Origin of the sequence: Bradyrhizobium sp. CCGB20, from assembly GCF_024199855.1 — a bacterium.
Lineage (GTDB): Bacteria > Pseudomonadota > Alphaproteobacteria > Rhizobiales > Xanthobacteraceae > Bradyrhizobium.
In genome coordinates this window covers 7,775,239-7,789,940 of record NZ_JANADN010000001.1, presented here as the reverse complement: position 1 = coordinate 7,789,940, position 14,702 = coordinate 7,775,239, and the positions used below count along the sequence as shown (strand labels likewise).

Annotated in this window: 18 protein-coding genes; 14 read left to right on the top strand and 4 right to left on the bottom strand. The window is 63.4% G+C overall.

The genetic code is table 11. The annotated features are described in order from the left end of the window. Nucleotides 1–3: 3 nt before the first annotated feature. The 11 genes from NLM15_RS36605 (at nucleotide 4) to NLM15_RS36555 (ending at nucleotide 7,395) form a co-directional block, all read left to right on the top strand. Nucleotides 4–1,050: a flagellar hook-associated family protein gene (locus NLM15_RS36605; RefSeq protein ID WP_254122795.1), complete on the top strand. Its 1,047-nt coding sequence runs from the start codon at nucleotides 4–6 to the stop codon at nucleotides 1,048–1,050. Between the two features lie 67 nt (nucleotides 1,051–1,117). After that, nucleotides 1,118–1,462, top strand: coding sequence for a flagellar biosynthesis regulator FlaF (gene flaF, locus NLM15_RS36600; RefSeq protein WP_254122793.1), 345 nt, complete (start codon nucleotides 1,118–1,120; stop codon nucleotides 1,460–1,462). Then, nucleotides 1,462–1,881, top strand: a complete 420-nt coding sequence (flbT, locus tag NLM15_RS36595) for a flagellar biosynthesis repressor FlbT (protein ID WP_254122791.1) — start codon at nucleotides 1,462–1,464, stop codon at nucleotides 1,879–1,881. Before flaF ends, flbT begins: the two co-directional genes overlap by 1 nt. Nucleotides 1,882–1,896: 15 nt before the next feature. Beyond that, nucleotides 1,897–2,316 (top strand): flagellar hook assembly protein FlgD, encoded by a 420-nt coding sequence (gene flgD / locus NLM15_RS36590; protein WP_254122790.1) that lies wholly within the window; start codon nucleotides 1,897–1,899, stop codon nucleotides 2,314–2,316. Next, entirely contained in the window at nucleotides 2,313–2,579 is a 267-nt protein-coding gene (gene fliQ / locus NLM15_RS36585) for a flagellar biosynthesis protein FliQ (protein WP_254122788.1), read from the top strand. The genes flgD and fliQ overlap by 4 nt, the downstream gene beginning before the upstream one ends. A gap of 76 nt (nucleotides 2,580–2,655) precedes the next feature. Beyond that, a complete protein-coding gene (flhA, locus tag NLM15_RS36580; protein WP_254122786.1) occupies nucleotides 2,656–4,737 on the top strand; it encodes a flagellar biosynthesis protein FlhA in 2,082 nt (693 codons plus the stop codon). Further along, nucleotides 4,734–5,486, top strand: coding sequence for a flagellar biosynthesis protein FliR (gene fliR / locus NLM15_RS36575; RefSeq protein ID WP_254122784.1), 753 nt, complete (start codon nucleotides 4,734–4,736; stop codon nucleotides 5,484–5,486). The genes flhA and fliR overlap by 4 nt, the downstream gene beginning before the upstream one ends. A 6-nt stretch (nucleotides 5,487–5,492) precedes the next feature. Next, a complete protein-coding gene (locus tag NLM15_RS36570) occupies nucleotides 5,493–5,912 on the top strand; it encodes a hypothetical protein (RefSeq protein ID WP_254122782.1) in 420 nt (139 codons plus the stop codon). Continuing rightward, complete coding sequence (locus NLM15_RS36565; RefSeq protein WP_254122780.1) at nucleotides 5,909–6,391, top strand: rod-binding protein; 483 nt, start codon at nucleotides 5,909–5,911, stop codon at nucleotides 6,389–6,391. Before NLM15_RS36570 ends, NLM15_RS36565 begins: the two co-directional genes overlap by 4 nt. A 39-nt stretch (nucleotides 6,392–6,430) precedes the next feature. Further along, nucleotides 6,431–6,943: a flagellar biosynthesis protein FlgN gene (locus tag NLM15_RS36560; protein WP_254122779.1), complete on the top strand. Its 513-nt coding sequence runs from the start codon at nucleotides 6,431–6,433 to the stop codon at nucleotides 6,941–6,943. After that, entirely contained in the window at nucleotides 6,940–7,395 is a 456-nt protein-coding gene (locus tag NLM15_RS36555) for a hypothetical protein (protein WP_254122778.1), read from the top strand. The genes NLM15_RS36560 and NLM15_RS36555 overlap by 4 nt, the downstream gene beginning before the upstream one ends. Nucleotides 7,396–7,574: 179 nt before the next feature. On the opposite strand, the gene NLM15_RS36550 is transcribed toward NLM15_RS36555, so the two are convergent. After that, a complete protein-coding gene (locus NLM15_RS36550; protein WP_254122777.1) occupies nucleotides 7,575–8,351 on the bottom strand; it encodes a response regulator transcription factor in 777 nt (258 codons plus the stop codon). A gap of 817 nt (nucleotides 8,352–9,168) precedes the next feature. Here NLM15_RS36550 and NLM15_RS36545 point away from each other — a divergent pair. Next, nucleotides 9,169–10,113: a hypothetical protein gene (locus NLM15_RS36545; RefSeq protein WP_254122776.1), complete on the top strand. Its 945-nt coding sequence runs from the start codon at nucleotides 9,169–9,171 to the stop codon at nucleotides 10,111–10,113. A gap of 14 nt (nucleotides 10,114–10,127) precedes the next feature. On the opposite strand, the gene NLM15_RS36540 is transcribed toward NLM15_RS36545, so the two are convergent. Beyond that, the gene (locus tag NLM15_RS36540; RefSeq protein WP_254122775.1) at nucleotides 10,128–10,706 is read right to left on the bottom strand and encodes a MarR family winged helix-turn-helix transcriptional regulator; all 579 of its coding nucleotides are present in this window, start codon (nucleotides 10,704–10,706) and stop codon (nucleotides 10,128–10,130) included. A gap of 652 nt (nucleotides 10,707–11,358) precedes the next feature. Here NLM15_RS36540 and NLM15_RS36535 point away from each other — a divergent pair. Next, entirely contained in the window at nucleotides 11,359–12,246 is an 888-nt protein-coding gene (locus tag NLM15_RS36535) for a dienelactone hydrolase family protein (RefSeq protein ID WP_254122774.1), read from the top strand. A gap of 190 nt (nucleotides 12,247–12,436) precedes the next feature. On the opposite strand, the gene NLM15_RS36530 is transcribed toward NLM15_RS36535, so the two are convergent. Then, a complete protein-coding gene (locus NLM15_RS36530; RefSeq protein WP_254122772.1) occupies nucleotides 12,437–13,285 on the bottom strand; it encodes an SDR family oxidoreductase in 849 nt (282 codons plus the stop codon). Between the two features lie 156 nt (nucleotides 13,286–13,441). Between NLM15_RS36530 and NLM15_RS36525 the strand changes: the two genes are divergently transcribed. Next, a complete protein-coding gene (locus NLM15_RS36525; protein WP_254124598.1) occupies nucleotides 13,442–14,197 on the top strand; it encodes an HAD family hydrolase in 756 nt (251 codons plus the stop codon). Nucleotides 14,198–14,221: 24 nt separating this feature from the next. Here the strand turns inward: NLM15_RS36525 and NLM15_RS36520 are convergent, their stop codons facing one another. Then, nucleotides 14,222–14,629 (bottom strand): nuclear transport factor 2 family protein, encoded by a 408-nt coding sequence (locus NLM15_RS36520; RefSeq protein WP_254122770.1) that lies wholly within the window; start codon nucleotides 14,627–14,629, stop codon nucleotides 14,222–14,224. Between the last annotated feature and the right edge of the window lie 73 nt (nucleotides 14,630–14,702).

Sequence of the window (14,702 nt, the reverse complement as noted above, 5' to 3'; positions counted from 1 at the left end):
GTCATGATGAGCGCCAACTATATCTCGACCTTGATGCTGTCTTCGTCGTTGAGGTCCTCGATCACGAACAACCAGGCTGCGCTGACCAAGGCCTCGAAGGAAGCCACCACCGGCCGCTTCGCCGATGTTGGCCTCGAACTCGGTGCCACGACGGGAAACGACGTCACGCTGCGGGCGGATTTCAGCTTCGCCGATCAGCTCGTCGATACCAACGGGCTCGTCTCGGGGCGCCTGGACACGACACAGAACCGGATCACCCAACTCAATACGACAGCAACGTCCTTCCTCAAGGACCTGATCGCGGCCCGCAGCACCGACGGCGGCGGGCGGATCATCCTGCCGCCTGCGTCGTCCAACCTCCAGGACCTGATCGGCGCGCTGAACGTCTCCTATAACGGCTCGTATCTTTTCTCGGGCATCAACACGCAGAACACGCCGATCACGGCTTACGCCGCGGGCTCGGCCAGCAAGAACCAGGTCGACGCCGATTTCCTCGCGACCTTCGGCTTCTCGCAATCCTCGCCCAGCGTGAACACCATCACCCCGGCGCAGATGCAGACTTTCCTCGACACCACTTTCGATGCCGAGTTCGCGAGCCCGGCCTGGAACACCAACTGGTCGTCGGCCACCGACCAGGTCATGCAAAGCCGTATCTCCACGACCGAGATCGCCGATACGTCAGTGAGCGCCAACCAGGCCGGCTTCCGCAAGCTCGCCGAGGCCTACACCATGATGGCGGATCTCGGGAATGCGAACCTGGACCAGGCGACGTTCCAGGTCGTCGTGGACAAGGCCATCGGGCTCGTCGGTAACGCCATCACGGACCTCGCTGCGCTCGGCGGCAGCGTTGGCACGGTCCAGCAGCGGGTCACCGGCGCCACCGACAAGCTCAAGACGCAGCAGGACATTCTGAACAAACAGATCGTCGGTATGGAGGCGGTCGACCCGACCGAGGCCTCGGTCCGGGTCAACACACTTCAGACGCAGATCCAGACGGCACTTGCGCTCACCTCGCAGCTTCAGAAGCTCAGCCTCGTCAATTATCTCTGAGCCCAGGTTCCTAGTTAGGCTCGCAACCTTTGTCTCATTGTTTGGTCTCCTGCGCAGAGTGGTTCCGATGACGTTTGAAGCCTATGGAGCGGTCGTCGACGATAGCGGCTATGAGGCGCGGGGCCGCGAGCGGCAGGCGCTCAGTCTCGGCATCGACCGGCTCGAGCGGCTCCAGGGAGGGCGCTTCAGCCGCGAGGACCAGGTCGAGAGCCTGCTCTATGTGCGGCGGCTGTGGACGATCTTCATCGAGGATCTCGCGCATCCGGAGAACGGCCTCCCCGAGAAGCTGCGCGCCGACATCATCTCGATCGGCTTGTGGGTCGTCAAGGAAGCCGACCGCCTGCGCGAGGAGAGGTCGAACGACGTGATGCAGCTCATCGAAATCAACCGCATGATCCGAGACGCGCTTTAATGAAAGTATCCTTGCGGGCGGGCGAACGCATTTACATTAACGGCGCGGTGCTGCGCGTGGACCGCAAGGTCTCCGTCGAGCTCGTCAACGACGTGATGTTCCTGCTCGAAGGGCAGGTCATGCAGGCTTCCGACGCCACCACGGCGATGCGGCAGCTCTACTTCATCGTCCAGCTCATGCTGATGAACCCGACGGATATCGGCGCGGCAGCGGCGCTCTATGGCGAGCATCATGCGTCCCTGCTCGCGGTTTGCGAGAGCCGCGAGATGCTCGACGGGCTCGCCGCGATCCACGAGCTGGTCGGAACGACACGTTATTTCGAGGCGCTCAAGCGGATCCGGGCGCTGTTTCCGGTGGAGGACGCCATCCTGGCCGGTCTCGCCGGCGCTACCACCGAGATTCCATTCGAGGCTGCCTGACAGCGGAGAGGCTACATGAACGTCACCAGCGCGACCGACAGCACCAGCAAGTCCAGTTCGACCAACTCCACCACGACCACGGCGAGCAACACCGTCGATTACAATACGTTTCTTCAGCTCCTCGTCGCCGAGATGAAGAACCAGGATCCGACCAATCCGATGGACACCTCGCAATATATGAGCCAGTTCGCCCAGCTCTCGACGGTCGAGCAGGCCATGCAGACCAATTCGAAGCTGGATGCGTTGCTGTCCTCGCAGTCGCTGTCACAGGCCAATGGGCTGATCGGGAAAACCGTCAGCTTCACCGACTCGACCGGGGCGACCTTCAGCGGCAAGGTCACTTCGATCTCGATCAACAGCGACGGCTCCATCGCGACCCTCGAGAACGGCACGAAGGTCGCGGTCGGACCCGGACTCACGATCAGCCAGTCATGAACGAGAGGGACGCCCTCGACATCGTCCAGGCGGCGATCTGGACTATCATCGTCGCCTCCGGCCCCGCCGTCGGCGCCGCGATGCTTGTCGGCACCGTCATTGCGCTGATCCAGGCGCTGACCCAGATCCAGGAGGTGACGCTGACCTTCGTTCCGAAGATCATCGTCATTCTCCTGGTCGTTGCCGTCTCGGGTTCCTTCATCGGCGCGCATCTCTCCACCTTCACCGAGCTGGTCTATTCGCGGATCGAGCACGGCTTCTGATCCGCGAGAGCTCCGGCCACCACCCCCGCGTAAGCTTTGCACGGCAGATTGGGGCTGGACCCTCTGCCGGTGACCCATGGCCGATACGTTAGCTGCTAGCCTGCCGACCCCGCGACGATTGGGGGCCGACGCGTTTTTCGCGGGCGGTATCGTGGCCATGCTCACGATCCTGTTCCTGCCCATACCGCCGATCCTGATCGACCTCGGACTTGCGATTTCGATCGCATTGTCGGCGCTGATCCTGATGGTTGCGCTGTGGATCCAGCGGCCGCTCGATTTTTCCGCGTTCCCGACCGTGCTGCTGATTGCGACGATCCTGCGCCTGGCGCTGAACGTCGCGACCACCCGTCTGATCCTGTCGCGCGGCGGGGAAGGCGAGCAGGCTGCGGGCCACGTCGTTGCCGGCTTCTCGAAGTTCGTCATGGGCGGCGACTTCGTCATCGGCCTGATCATCTTCGCCATCCTGGTGACGGTGAACTTCGTCGTGATCACCAAGGGTGCAACGCGTATCGCCGAAGTCGGCGCCCGCTTCACCCTGGACGCCATCCCCGGCAAGCAGATGGCGATCGACGCCGATCTCTCCGCGGGCCTGATCGACGACAAGGAGGCCCAGCGCCGGCGCCGCGAGCTCGAAGAGGAGAGCGCGTTCTTCGGCGCCATGGACGGTGCCTCGAAATTCGTCCGCGGCGATGCCATCGCCGGCCTGATCATCACCGCGATCAACATCTTCGGCGGCATCATCATCGGCGTGACTCATCACGGCCTGACCCTGTCGCGCGCCGCCGACGTCTACACAAAACTCTCGGTCGGCGACGGTCTGGTATCGCAGATGCCGGCCCTGATCGTGTCCCTGTCGGCGGGCCTGCTGGTCTCGAAGGGCGGCACCAGGGGCTCGGCGGAGCAGGCCGTGCTACGGCAGCTCGGCGGCTATCCCCGCGCGGTATCTGCCGCCGCGCTGATGATGTTCGTGCTCGGCCTGATGCCGGGTCTGCCGATGGCGCCCTTCGTGCTGCTCGGCGGCGTCATGGCCTTCGTCGGCTATTCGCTGCCGAAGCAGCAGGCGGCCCTGAAGCAGAAGGAAGATGCGCGCAAGGCCGACGAGCGCGCCCAGGCCGAGGCCAAGGACTCCGTCAAGGAGTCGCTCAAGACCGCGGAGATCGAGCTGTCGCTCGGCGGTCATCTTTCGGTTCACATGCTGGGCTCGCGCACCGAGCTTGCGCACCGGGTCAGCAAGATCCGGAAGAAGTTCGCGAAGCAGTATGGTTTCGTGGTTCCCGAGATCAAGCTCAGCGACAACCTGTCGATCGATCCCAAGGGATACCAGATCAGGATCCACGACACGCGCGTCGCCCATGGCGAGCTCCGGCTCGGCGAGGTGCTGGTGCTCGTCGACAAGGACGGCAAGCCCGACGTGCCCGGCGAAGAGGTGATCGAACCCGCTTTCGGCATGAAGGCGCTGTGGGTGACGGAGGCGTTCACCGACGAGGTCAAGCGTCAGGGCTGCAAACCCGTGGACAATCTGTCGGTTCTGCTCACGCATCTGAGCGAAGTGCTCAGGGCAAATCTCGCGCAGCTGCTGTCGTACAAGGACATGCGCGGGCTGCTCGACCGTCTCGAACCCGAATACAAGCGCCTGGTCGAGGATCTCTGCCCGTCGCAGATCTCCTATTCGGGCCTGCTGGCGATCCTGAAGATCCTGCTGGCCGAGCGCGTGTCGATCCGAAACCTCCATCTGATCCTGGAGGCCATTGCCGAGATCGCACCCCATGTCCGGCGCTCCGAGCAGGTCGCAGAGCATGTGCGGACGCGCCTTGCCCAGCAGATTTGCGGCGACCTCTCCGACAACGGCGTGCTGAATGTCGTCCGCCTCGGCAATCGCTGGGACCTGGCGTTCCACCAGAGCCTGAAGCGCGACGCCAAGGGCGACGTCGTCGAGTTCGACGCCGACCCGCGCCTGATCGAGCAATTCGCGACCGAAGCCAGTGCCGCGATCCGCAAATTCACCGAGAACGGCACCAGCGTGGTTCTGGCGGTGACCCCCGAAGCCCGCCCCTATGTCCGGATGATCCTGGAGCGGGTGTTCCCGACCTTGCCGATCCTCTCGCATGTCGAGGTTGCCCGCAGTGCCGAGATCAGGGCGCTCGGAGCCGTCTCGTGATCGCCGGCCTTGCCGACAGCGTGCTGGTCACGTTCATCGTGTTCTGCCGCATCGGCGCCTGCCTGATGCTCGTGCCCGGCTATTCCAGCGTCAACGTTCCGGCCCAGGTCCGCCTGTTCGTCGCGCTGGTCACCACGTTTGCGCTGACGCCGATCCTGATCGCGGTCCTGAAACCTCTGACCGACAACGCCGCGCCGTTGACTCTCGCGCTCCTGATCTGCTCCGAGCTCGTGGTCGGCAGCGTCATCGGGCTCGGCGGGCGCGTGTTCTTCCTCGCGCTCCAGACCATGGCGACCGTGATGGCGAGCGCGATCGGGCTGAGCAACATCCCGGGAACGCCGGTCGGCGACACGGATCCGGCGCCGGCCCTGGTGCCGCTGATCATGGCCGCCGTCACCACGCTGTTCTTCATGACCGATCAGCACTGGCAGGTCCTGCGCGGGCTGATGAACTCCTACGACGTCTGGCAGCCCGGCAACAGGATCGGCGGCAGCATGGCGCTCGACCAGCTCGTCGGCCGCCTGTCCGAGGCGTTCGTGCTGACGCTGCGGATCACGAGCCCCTTCATCGTCTACTCGGTCATCGTCAACCTCGCGGTCGGCCTGATCAACAAGCTGACGCCGGCGATTCCGGTCTATTTCATCTCGGTGCCCTTCGTGCTGTTCGGCGGCTTCCTGCTGCTCTACCTCACCAGCGACGAGCTCTTGACGCAGTTCATGCTCGGCGTCTCGTCGTGGCTGGCGGAGTGATCGGTCATGAATTCGCGCGCGGACAAGCTCGGCCGGATGGTCTCGCTGGTGAAGCTTCAACTCCGGCTGTCCGAATGGCAGCTCGCGCATCTGCGGCAGCAGGAGCGCAGCTTGCAGGACGAGCAGGAATGGCTGGTGGGGGCCCTCAACGAGGGGAAGCCGCCGGCGGGGTCGTCGAGCGAATCGATCGCGCGGCGCCTGAACAGGACGAGCGTCGATGCGCGTGCGGTCCAGGCGCAGGCGTCGCAGCAGCTTGACCAGGTCCGCTCGGAGAGCCGCCGTGTGAAACAGCTCGAGCAGGTCGCGAAGGTCGCGCTCGCAGACAAGCTTCGCGACGCGGAAGCGCGCTCGCTCGAAGAGATGATGGGAATGAGCCCCGCCGTGCGCGACTGGACGCCACGGCCAGCCAGCCGGAACAAGACATGATCGTGACAGCGACACCCGACCTCGTTCTCGATGTCCTCGAGGCCGCCGATCCCGTGGCGCAGCGCGCGGCGACGGCGAAGCTCGATGCGCTGAAATCATCGAACGCCGATTTCGCCGCCACGATGGACGCGGAGGTCGGCAAGGCCAAGGCGGCGACTGCCGATCAATCCGTGGCGAAGGTGGCCGAGGCGCAGTCGACGGCTGTGAACGGACCGCCCGTGCAGGTGATCAAGGCGCCCGCATCCGGCGAGGTGTACCGGAAGTTCGAGGCGTTCATTCTCCAGACCTTCGTCGAGACGATGCTGCCGAAGGATTCGGAGGAGGTCTTCGGCAAGGGCACGGCCGGCGGCGTCTGGAAGTCGATGCTGGCGGAGCAGCTCGGTGCGCAGCTGGCAAAGGGCAAGGGCATTGGCATTGCCAAGCAGCTCGCCGCTGCTCAGCCAGCGGGGCCTGACGTTACGGGGAAGGCCGGATCGTGATCCGGGAATGGGTGACAGAAGTTGAGGGGTGAATTTCCTATGCAGGCACAAGAAGGCGCGGCGGCCCTGGTGGTGGAGCAGCCGGTCATGGACACCGAGGCGATGACGATGGAAGTTGCGTCGGGCGATGCACTGTTGCCCGCGCTGCTGCCGAATGTCGGCAATGACGTGGTCAACGACGGCACTGACGAGGCGAGATCGGACGAGGTGCGCGGCTTGTTGTCTGCAATCCGCCGGCTCGAGAACATCGTCGAAGAAGAGACGGTCGCGCTCGCTACGGGCCAGAAGATCGATTTCGACGATTTCAGCGCCCGGAAGAGCCGGAGCATGCTCGAATTCGTCCGCCTGATGCGGGCACGGATGCATCTCGGCAGCGAGGTCGAGATCACCGAGGAGATCCAGCGGTTGCGCGAGAAGCTCGAGCGAAACCGTTCCATCCTCGAAATGCACTACGATGCGGTGCGCGAGGTCGCGACCATCATCGTCAAGGCGATCAAGGATGCCGAGTCCGACGGCACCTATACCGGCCGCACAGCACGGGACGGAAAATGATCAGGCTCGTGCTGGCCGGGCTCTGGGTTTGCATCCTCACGGCGGGCACGAGCTATGCCGTGGCCTATTGGAAGGAGAACGGCAGCCTGCTGCCGGCAAAGGAGGAGTATCTCGACGGCCTCCAATACCAGAAGACGCGGGCGCTCAGCGTGCCCATGGTCGAGGGCGGCAACGTGCAGGGCTACATCGTGGCGCGCTTCGTCTACACCGTTGAGGCGCGGACCATGCACCAGCTCAACGTCCCGCCGGAGCCGTTCGTCGTCGACGAAGCTTTCCGCAGGATCTATGCCGACGACCGCCTCGATTTCAGGAAGCTCGCCCGTTACGACCTCTCCATCCTCACGACGGCCATCAAGCAGCGCGTCAACGAGCGGATGCAGGCCGACATCGTCCAGGACGTCCTGGTCGAGGACTTCAACTACGTTTCGAAGGAAGAATTCCAGAAGCAGTAGCGTTTTCGTGCGAGCTGGATACCGCCTCGTGCAAAGCAGCAAATCGACGCCCGTGCCGCGGCGCCTGCGTCGCGGGGCCCGCCGTCTGCTCCACCGTTTCTATCGCTGAAAGTGCAACGGCCTCTGCGAAGGGTACTCCGCAGAGGCCGTTGTCGGTTTCGTGGCGTTGCCCTGCCGCGTCAGTTTCCGGCCGGGTACGCCGCCGGGGCGGCATGTGCCCTGTTCAGGAGGATGCCGACCTCGTCCAGTTCCTGCATCGGCACGTCGATGGCGGTCGTCTCGCCGGCCGGAATGTCGAGGCGGTATCCGACGTAGCGCCGGGCCACGATCGCGTCGAAGCCGAGGCGGTCGCGGAGTTTCTTGCGCAGCTTGCTGACGTGGCTCTCGATCACGCTCTCGTCGAAGGTCGACTCGAAGATGCCGTAGACCGCGTTGAAGATCTGCGTCTTGGTGATCCACTTGCCGTGGTTGCTGACCATATATTCAAGAATGCGCAGCTCGCGGCGGGGCAGGGTGAGGGCGTGGCCCGCGATCTCGGGGTCACGTCCGTTGAAGAAGACCTGGATCCTGGTCTCGCAGGGCCTCGGCAGCTCGCCCACCCGGCGGCGCGCGATTGCGGCCGTTCGGGCGAGGATCTCGCGCAGGTGAATCGGCACATGAACGACGTCGTCGACGCCCGATTCGAACAGCTCAAGCGTGTTCTTGAGCATCTTCTGGCCGCTCATGGCGATGATGGGAGCCGAGGAGCGCTTGCGCATCGCCCGCGGCAGGCTTCCGCGGGCGTCGCAATCCCCGAGGAGGAAGGCGTCGACCGCAGCCAGATCCGATTCACTCGCAGATTGCAGCCAGTCCCAGAATTCTCCGGAGGAGAAGCCGATCGACGATACACCTTCGCGAACGAGCCCTCCGACGTAGCTGTTCGTGACGCTCTCGCGATCATCAACGATGATATACATTAGTCTTTCGCCCCTGTTTCGCACTTGTCGCGGCCGGATGGTTGTTGTGATGCCCGGCTCGGCAACGATGCTGTTTGACGACATTCCTTCCCGCGAACCGTTGTTATGGTTTCGATATTCGCGGGCAGCCCTACGCATTCAGTGCCTGCGTGTGCAGGCCTGCTACTTCGACTCGATACTGAACGCTTACTGCGTGAGGCTCGGCGGGTGTCTTACGGATCACCCCGCGGAGCGGATTGAGACAGCGACCTAGAACAGTTGCGCCAAGTTGCCTATCAGGTCCGAACGCCACTGAACTGTGTCGATCTCCTCGCCAACTGGCGAGAATCACTTGGTAGGACCGTAACAATTGCCGATTTCCGATCAAGCGCGCGGAACAAAGCGATTGCTACACGTGCTTGATGCTAATGATTTGTTTCGAGTTGTTTCTTTGTATATCTGACCGCATCAGTTGATTTGATATCCGAACTAGTTTTGCACCGTAGCGTTTCTAAGGTTCCGCATCCCCGTATAATCACAGCTGTTTTATCGGGTGCTGCGGGTCACGCGCATGGAGGGGTTTTCAACCCCGGATTGACTCTCCTGCTCATGTTTCCACATGCGACAATTCGACTCATGTACGGCGAGGCGACTCCAGCTTGGCGAAATCTTGGCGAGTGTGTGTCTTTCGAGTCGCACTCTCGCCACGTGCATGACGCTTTTGACTCATGTGACGTCGCATCGCGCGCGATGAAAAGTTTTCGTTGCGCACGTTTCAGGCAAGCTTCGGCAAATAACTTCACCGTTCGATAGATCGAACCGAACGGAGCATTTTCACATGTTGTCCGATGGACAAGCTCGCCCCAACGCGACCGCTGATGTTTCCGCGGCGGCGAAGCCGGCTCCGGAAGCGCGCGATGCAAACACGACACAGACGGCCAAGCCCGCTGCAAATGCAAAGCGTGTGGCGGCTGCGGCGAACGACGAAACTCTGGCGAAAGAGGCGCTCGAGGGGCTGAAGCGTATTCGCGCCAAGGCGCGCCTCGACAAGATGGCGATACCGAAGCCTGCACCAGTTGTAATCAAGCCGGCGGTGATCGTCGCCAAGCCGCCGCCGCCGCGTCCGACATGGGTTGTGCCGCTCGCAACCCTGGCGGTCGCCGCGATCCTGGTGGTCTGCGCCTGCACCGGCGTGATTGCTTATCTCACCACGCAGCCCGCCCAGAGCAACGTTGCCGCCAATACGGAGATCAGGAATCTGCGCGAGACCGTCGCGCAGCTGCGCAAGCAGGTCTCGGGCGTGTCCGAAAATCTCGACGGCCTGCGCACCGCGGTCGATCAGTCGAGCAAGGCGACCAATGACCGCTTCGGCAGGTTCGGCGAGAACCTGGATCGTATCGAGCGTGTGAGCTCATCCTCGACGGTGAAGCTCGACAAGCTTGCGCAGGCTCAGGCCCAGGCCCAGGTCCAAGCCCAGGCGCCGACGACCGTTGCTGTGCAACCGCCGTCGCAGACGATGCCGATGATGGCCTCGGTTGCTGCGCCCGAGATCACCGGCTCGGTGGCCCCGTCCGCGCCGCGGAAGGTGGTCAAGGGCTGGTCCGTCCGTCAGGCCTATGAGGGGATTGCGATCCTGCAAAGTCCGAACGGCGTCATCGAGGCTGTGCTGGGACAGCAGGTGCCCGGCCTTGGCCGCATCGAGGAAATCAGGAACGAGAACGGCCGTCTGGTGGTGGAGTCCAGCGGTGGCGTCATCTACTCGTCGCGCAAGGCAACGCCGTGATCGAAGGCCGTCCTCTATTGGCGGTGATGCTCGAAGCTGGTGCATAGCAGATCGATTTCCGCCTCCGCGATCGGTGCGCGAAACAGGCGGCAGCTGAACTCGGCGGCCGCCTTGCCTTCCGTGCCGGTGCGATCCTCGCGCAGGAAGATGCACCGCTTGCAAACGTCGGTATGGTGCCGCTGCTCGGCCGCGTCTGCCTGATCGAGCACGTGCCGGAGCGTGTCGCGAAAGCGGACCTTGGTTTCGTCGTCGAGGACGGCGATCGGCTCGAGGAGAACGCTGATGGGGTCGCGCACCAGGAACTTCTTGCCCTGCTGTGTCACGCTCAGCGTCACCGATCGCTTGTCCGTGGCCGAGCGCTTTCGCTCCAGATATCCGAGCCGCTCGAGCTCGCCGATGATGAAAGAGGCAGTGCCGCGCGTGGTGCCGACATAGCTCGCGAGCGCCGAGGGCGTCCGCGAGAAACGGTTGGCGCGGGAGAGAAAGCGCAGGGCCATCCATTCGCGGTCGCGCAAGCCATGCTTGGTGCCTTCGAACCACAGGATGCGGGCCATCTGCCCCAACAATTCAATCGCTTCACGAGCTAAAATCATTTCAAGTCCGGATCGGATAAAGCTTTATTCAATTGCGTCTTTGGTCGCGCAATCTGGGAGGGCGAGAATGAATCTTGTCGAGCGATCCTTCGCTCGAAGAGGACGACGAACCGCGCTTGGTAGACGCTTCTCCGTTCTGGAGATGGAGGTTTCGAACGTGGAACTAGAGCGTCACACAGAAAGTTCGAGTAAATCGTACGGCTCAACTCTTCGGAAAATTTCAGTCAAATGACCGAGTTTTTCCCGCAAGATTCCGGTCTCGTGCCGCGTGTGAGCAACATGATGTGTCGCCACGGCCACCGCGGAGCCCATTTGTTGCCGCAGGACGTTTCGAATCGTGGGCACAGCCGGAGCGTCTGCAACTCGTGGCAGCGAAAACGGTGGTGAGAGAACCACCGTTCGCAGTTAATGGATGTTGCGCTGCAATGCAGCCAGACGGTTAAATCCGAAATACGTTCGGCCCACGCGCCGAATTCGCTTCATGTGTTTCCAACGCGGGCCTTCGCCATTGCTGGTCGGCAACGGCCTTTGGATTGTAGAGACAAGCCAGAAGGGCGGCGCGCTCGCAGGCTGGTGATTTGCGTTTCGCCGGCAACTATCGGCGAATGCGCCGCCCGAACGATCAGGGCCAGGAATCAGGAAGGATAGACCGATGAGCTTCGAAACCACCATGACATCCGACGTCGTCGGGCTGACGAAAGTCGCGCCGGTCTCGCGTCGCGGATTCATGAGCGCGACGGCGGCGGTCGCTGCCGGCTACACGCTTGCGGCCGGGCCGGTCCGCGCCGAGGTGATCGCGACCGACACCAGCGGCCTCCAGGCCGGCGACGCCAGGATCAAGGTCGGCTCCGAGGAGATGCCCGCCTATTTCGCGCGTCCGGCCGGCAACACCAGGGCGCCGGTGATCATCGTGGCGATGGAGATTTTCGGCCTGCACGAATACATCAAGGACGTGACGCGGCGTCTGGCCAAGCTTGGCGCGTTCGCGGTCGCGCCCGATTATTACTTCCGCAAGGGCACTGACCTCACCAAGGTCGCCGACATCAAGGATCTGCTGCCGATCGTCAACGCGAAACCGGACGCGGAGCTGCTGTCCGATCTCGACGCGACGGTGGCCTGGGCGGGATCGCAAGGCGGCGACACCGCCAAGCTCGGCATCGTCGGCTTCTGCCGGGGCGGGCGCACCGTGTGGGAATATGCCGCCCACGGCGGCACCCTCAAGGCGGGCGTTGCGTTCTACGGCACGGTGGTCGACCCCGCCAATCCGCTGTGGCCGAAGAGCCCGATGCAGCTCGCGCCCGAGATGAAGGCGCCGGTGCTCGGCCTCTATGGTGGCGCCGATACCGGCATTCCCGTCGCTCAGGTCGAACAGCTCAAGGCCGCGCTCGAGCAGAACAAGAAGACGGCCGAATTCAAGATCTATCCGGAGGCGCCGCACGGCTTCCATGCCGACTACCGCGGCAGCTACCGCAAGGATGCGGCGGAAGATGCCTGGAAGCAGGCCCAGGCCTGGTTCAAGAAATATGGCGTGCTGAGCTGACGCCGAATCTCAAGAGGGCGGCCTTGATGGCCGCCCTCCTTGTATCCAAGGTGCGGTCTCACTTCGTCATCGGGTCATCGACGATGTCTTGTGTTGAGTAGCATCTGCCCGACGCGGATGTAGTCGCCGATCGTCGCGAACGAGCAGGCACCGCCGCAATCGACCGCCGGCGCGACGCCGTCAGGATAGCCTATCGTCCTTCGCCGGCCCGCCACAGCGCGTCCAGGCCGTGCCGGTAGGTCGGATGGGCAAGCGTAACACCGAGCTCGCGCTTCAGTTTCGCGTTGGCGACGCGGGCGCTGCTGGCATAGAAGCTGCGCGCCATCGCCGACATCTCCGCTGTCTCGAACGGCTCTTCGGGCGGTGGCGCGACGCCCATGAGCTTTGCGGCATGGGCGATCACGTCTTGCGGCGGCGTCGGCTCGTCGTCACAGACGTTCCAGGTGCTGCCGCTACGATGTTTCACCGCGGCCATGATCGCGCTTGCGATATCGTCGACATGGATGCGGTTGAAGACCTGCCCCGGCTTGATGATGCGCCGGGCGGTCCCCGCCCGCAGCGTCACCAGCGCGTTGCGCCCGGGGCCGTAGATGCCGGCAAGCCGCAGGATCGCGGCATCGCCGCGCGTCGTGTCGGTCCAGGCCTGCTCCGCAGCGATCCGCATGCGCGTGCGGTCGAGCGTGGCCTGCGGTGGCGTGCTCTCGTCGACCCATCCGCCCGCGTGATCGCCGTACACGCCGATGGTGGAGAGATAGACCACCTTGCGGCGGCCCGTCGCCAGCATGTCGCCGAAGGCCGCGATGGCAGGGTCGCCGGTGCTGCCAGGCGGGATCGAGATGAGAAGGACATCGGCCTCGCCGATACGTTCGACCGTCTCGCGTGCTGGACTGCTTCCGGAAAAGGCATGGAGTTCGATGCCGGCAAGGTCATCCCGCGTTCCGGGATCGCGCACGGTGCCGGCGATATGCGAGAAGCTGCCGCCGAATTGGCGGACGAAGTGCCGGGCACTGTAGCCGAGGCCAAGGATGAAGAGCCGCATGCGCCTGCCGTGCTGGTCGGAGTTCCCGGTCGCGCTAGCTGCGCGCCCTTTGCTCATAAGAGATTTTTGGGTCCGGCAAAAGATATTGCAATTTTACTCGCCCACCAATGCAGGCGATGCTCGCCTATGACAGGAGCGTCAGGAGGGGCATTGTTCATGCAGGCAGAAGTGCCAGCTTTAGCGCCCGGCGATGCTGTCGAACTGATCCAGCGTGCCGCCGCGCTGATCTTCGATGTCGACGGTACGCTGGCCGAAACCGAGGAACTGCATCGGCGGGCCTTCAACCACGCTTTCGCCCGCCACGGTCTCGACTGGCATTGGGACCGCGCCGTCTACAAGAACCTGCTGCGGGTGACGGGCGGCAAGGAGCGGGTCCGCGCCTATCATGAAAGGCTGTGGATCGCCTCGCCATTGTCGGATGCGAGCATCGCAGAGCTCCATCGCGTCAAGACCTTGCATTACGCCGAGTTGATCGAGACCGGCTGCTGTCCGCTGCGGCCGGGCGTGGCGGATCTGATCGCTGCGGCCAAGGCGCGCGGCCAGCGGCTTGCGATCGCGACCACCACCTCGCACGGCAACATCGATGCGCTGCTATCGCAAGCGCTGGGGAGCCGCTGGGCTGCGGATTTCGATGCGGTCGTCGCCGGCGACGACGTCCGGCACAAGAAACCCGCGCCGGATGTCTATCTCGAAACCCTGGCGCGGCTGAAGCTGGAGGCTTCAGACTGCGTCGCGATCGAGGATTCCGCCAATGGCCTGATCGCGGCCTCGCGGGCGAACATTCCGGTGCTCATCACGCGCAGCATGTTCTTCCGGGACGATGATTTCAGCGATGCACGGTTCGTGCTGGATGATCTGTCGGAACTCGGGGGCTCAAAACAAAAAACTGAAAAACAACCCCATGCACAGTAGAAAGCGCCGGCCGGCCCGCCGCGGTCAGTGGACCCGGTGGCTCGGGCTATCGTCTTCAGCCTGCTCGACAATCTGCGCGATCGGGCTCGACTGGTGATGCACCAGGCGCCAGCCGTCGCCAACGCGCCGAAAATGGTTGGCTGCGGCCAAAGCGGTGCCGTCGACGATCTCGATGCAGAGCACGCGGGCGCTGTCGCCGTCGACGATGGCCTGCGGTTCGGCGCAAACGATCTGCGGCCGCTCCGGATTTTGCAGGATGTCGCGCCAGCTGCCGATCACGGTGGCGCGGCCGATGATGGCCGGCCAGCCGGGATGGATGCAGGAAATGGCGTCGTCATCCGCCCACATCCGCTCCATTTCGTTGAAGTCGCCCGTTGAAAAGGCGGCGTAGAAGGCCGCGTTCGCGGCGATGACCTTGTTGTCCTTTGCCATCGCTCTCGGGTGAGCCAATGACAGGCAAAAATCAAGCGCGACTTCCGATCGATTTTGCGTTCGACTTTGACCG

Coding starts and splice junctions, on each gene's coding strand:
- NLM15_RS36605 (WP_254122795.1), top strand. CDS start 4: ATGATGAGCGCCAACTATATCTCGACCTTGATGCTGTCTTCGTCGTTG.
- flaF (WP_254122793.1), top strand. CDS start 1,118: ATGACGTTTGAAGCCTATGGAGCGGTCGTCGACGATAGCGGCTATGAG.
- flbT (WP_254122791.1), top strand. CDS start 1,462: ATGAAAGTATCCTTGCGGGCGGGCGAACGCATTTACATTAACGGCGCG.
- flgD (WP_254122790.1), top strand. CDS start 1,897: ATGAACGTCACCAGCGCGACCGACAGCACCAGCAAGTCCAGTTCGACC.
- fliQ (WP_254122788.1), top strand. CDS start 2,313: ATGAACGAGAGGGACGCCCTCGACATCGTCCAGGCGGCGATCTGGACT.
- flhA (WP_254122786.1), top strand. CDS start 2,656: ATGGCCGATACGTTAGCTGCTAGCCTGCCGACCCCGCGACGATTGGGG.
- NLM15_RS36570 (WP_254122782.1), top strand. CDS start 5,493: ATGAATTCGCGCGCGGACAAGCTCGGCCGGATGGTCTCGCTGGTGAAG.
- NLM15_RS36565 (WP_254122780.1), top strand. CDS start 5,909: ATGATCGTGACAGCGACACCCGACCTCGTTCTCGATGTCCTCGAGGCC.
- NLM15_RS36560 (WP_254122779.1), top strand. CDS start 6,431: ATGCAGGCACAAGAAGGCGCGGCGGCCCTGGTGGTGGAGCAGCCGGTC.
- NLM15_RS36555 (WP_254122778.1), top strand. CDS start 6,940: ATGATCAGGCTCGTGCTGGCCGGGCTCTGGGTTTGCATCCTCACGGCG.
- NLM15_RS36550 (WP_254122777.1), bottom strand. CDS start 8,351: ATGTATATCATCGTTGATGATCGCGAGAGCGTCACGAACAGCTACGTC.
- NLM15_RS36545 (WP_254122776.1), top strand. CDS start 9,169: ATGTTGTCCGATGGACAAGCTCGCCCCAACGCGACCGCTGATGTTTCC.
- NLM15_RS36540 (WP_254122775.1), bottom strand. CDS start 10,706: ATGATTTTAGCTCGTGAAGCGATTGAATTGTTGGGGCAGATGGCCCGC.
- NLM15_RS36535 (WP_254122774.1), top strand. CDS start 11,359: ATGAGCTTCGAAACCACCATGACATCCGACGTCGTCGGGCTGACGAAA.
- NLM15_RS36530 (WP_254122772.1), bottom strand. CDS start 13,285: ATGCGGCTCTTCATCCTTGGCCTCGGCTACAGTGCCCGGCACTTCGTC.
- NLM15_RS36525 (WP_254124598.1), top strand. CDS start 13,442: ATGCAGGCAGAAGTGCCAGCTTTAGCGCCCGGCGATGCTGTCGAACTG.
- NLM15_RS36520 (WP_254122770.1), bottom strand. CDS start 14,629: ATGGCAAAGGACAACAAGGTCATCGCCGCGAACGCGGCCTTCTACGCC.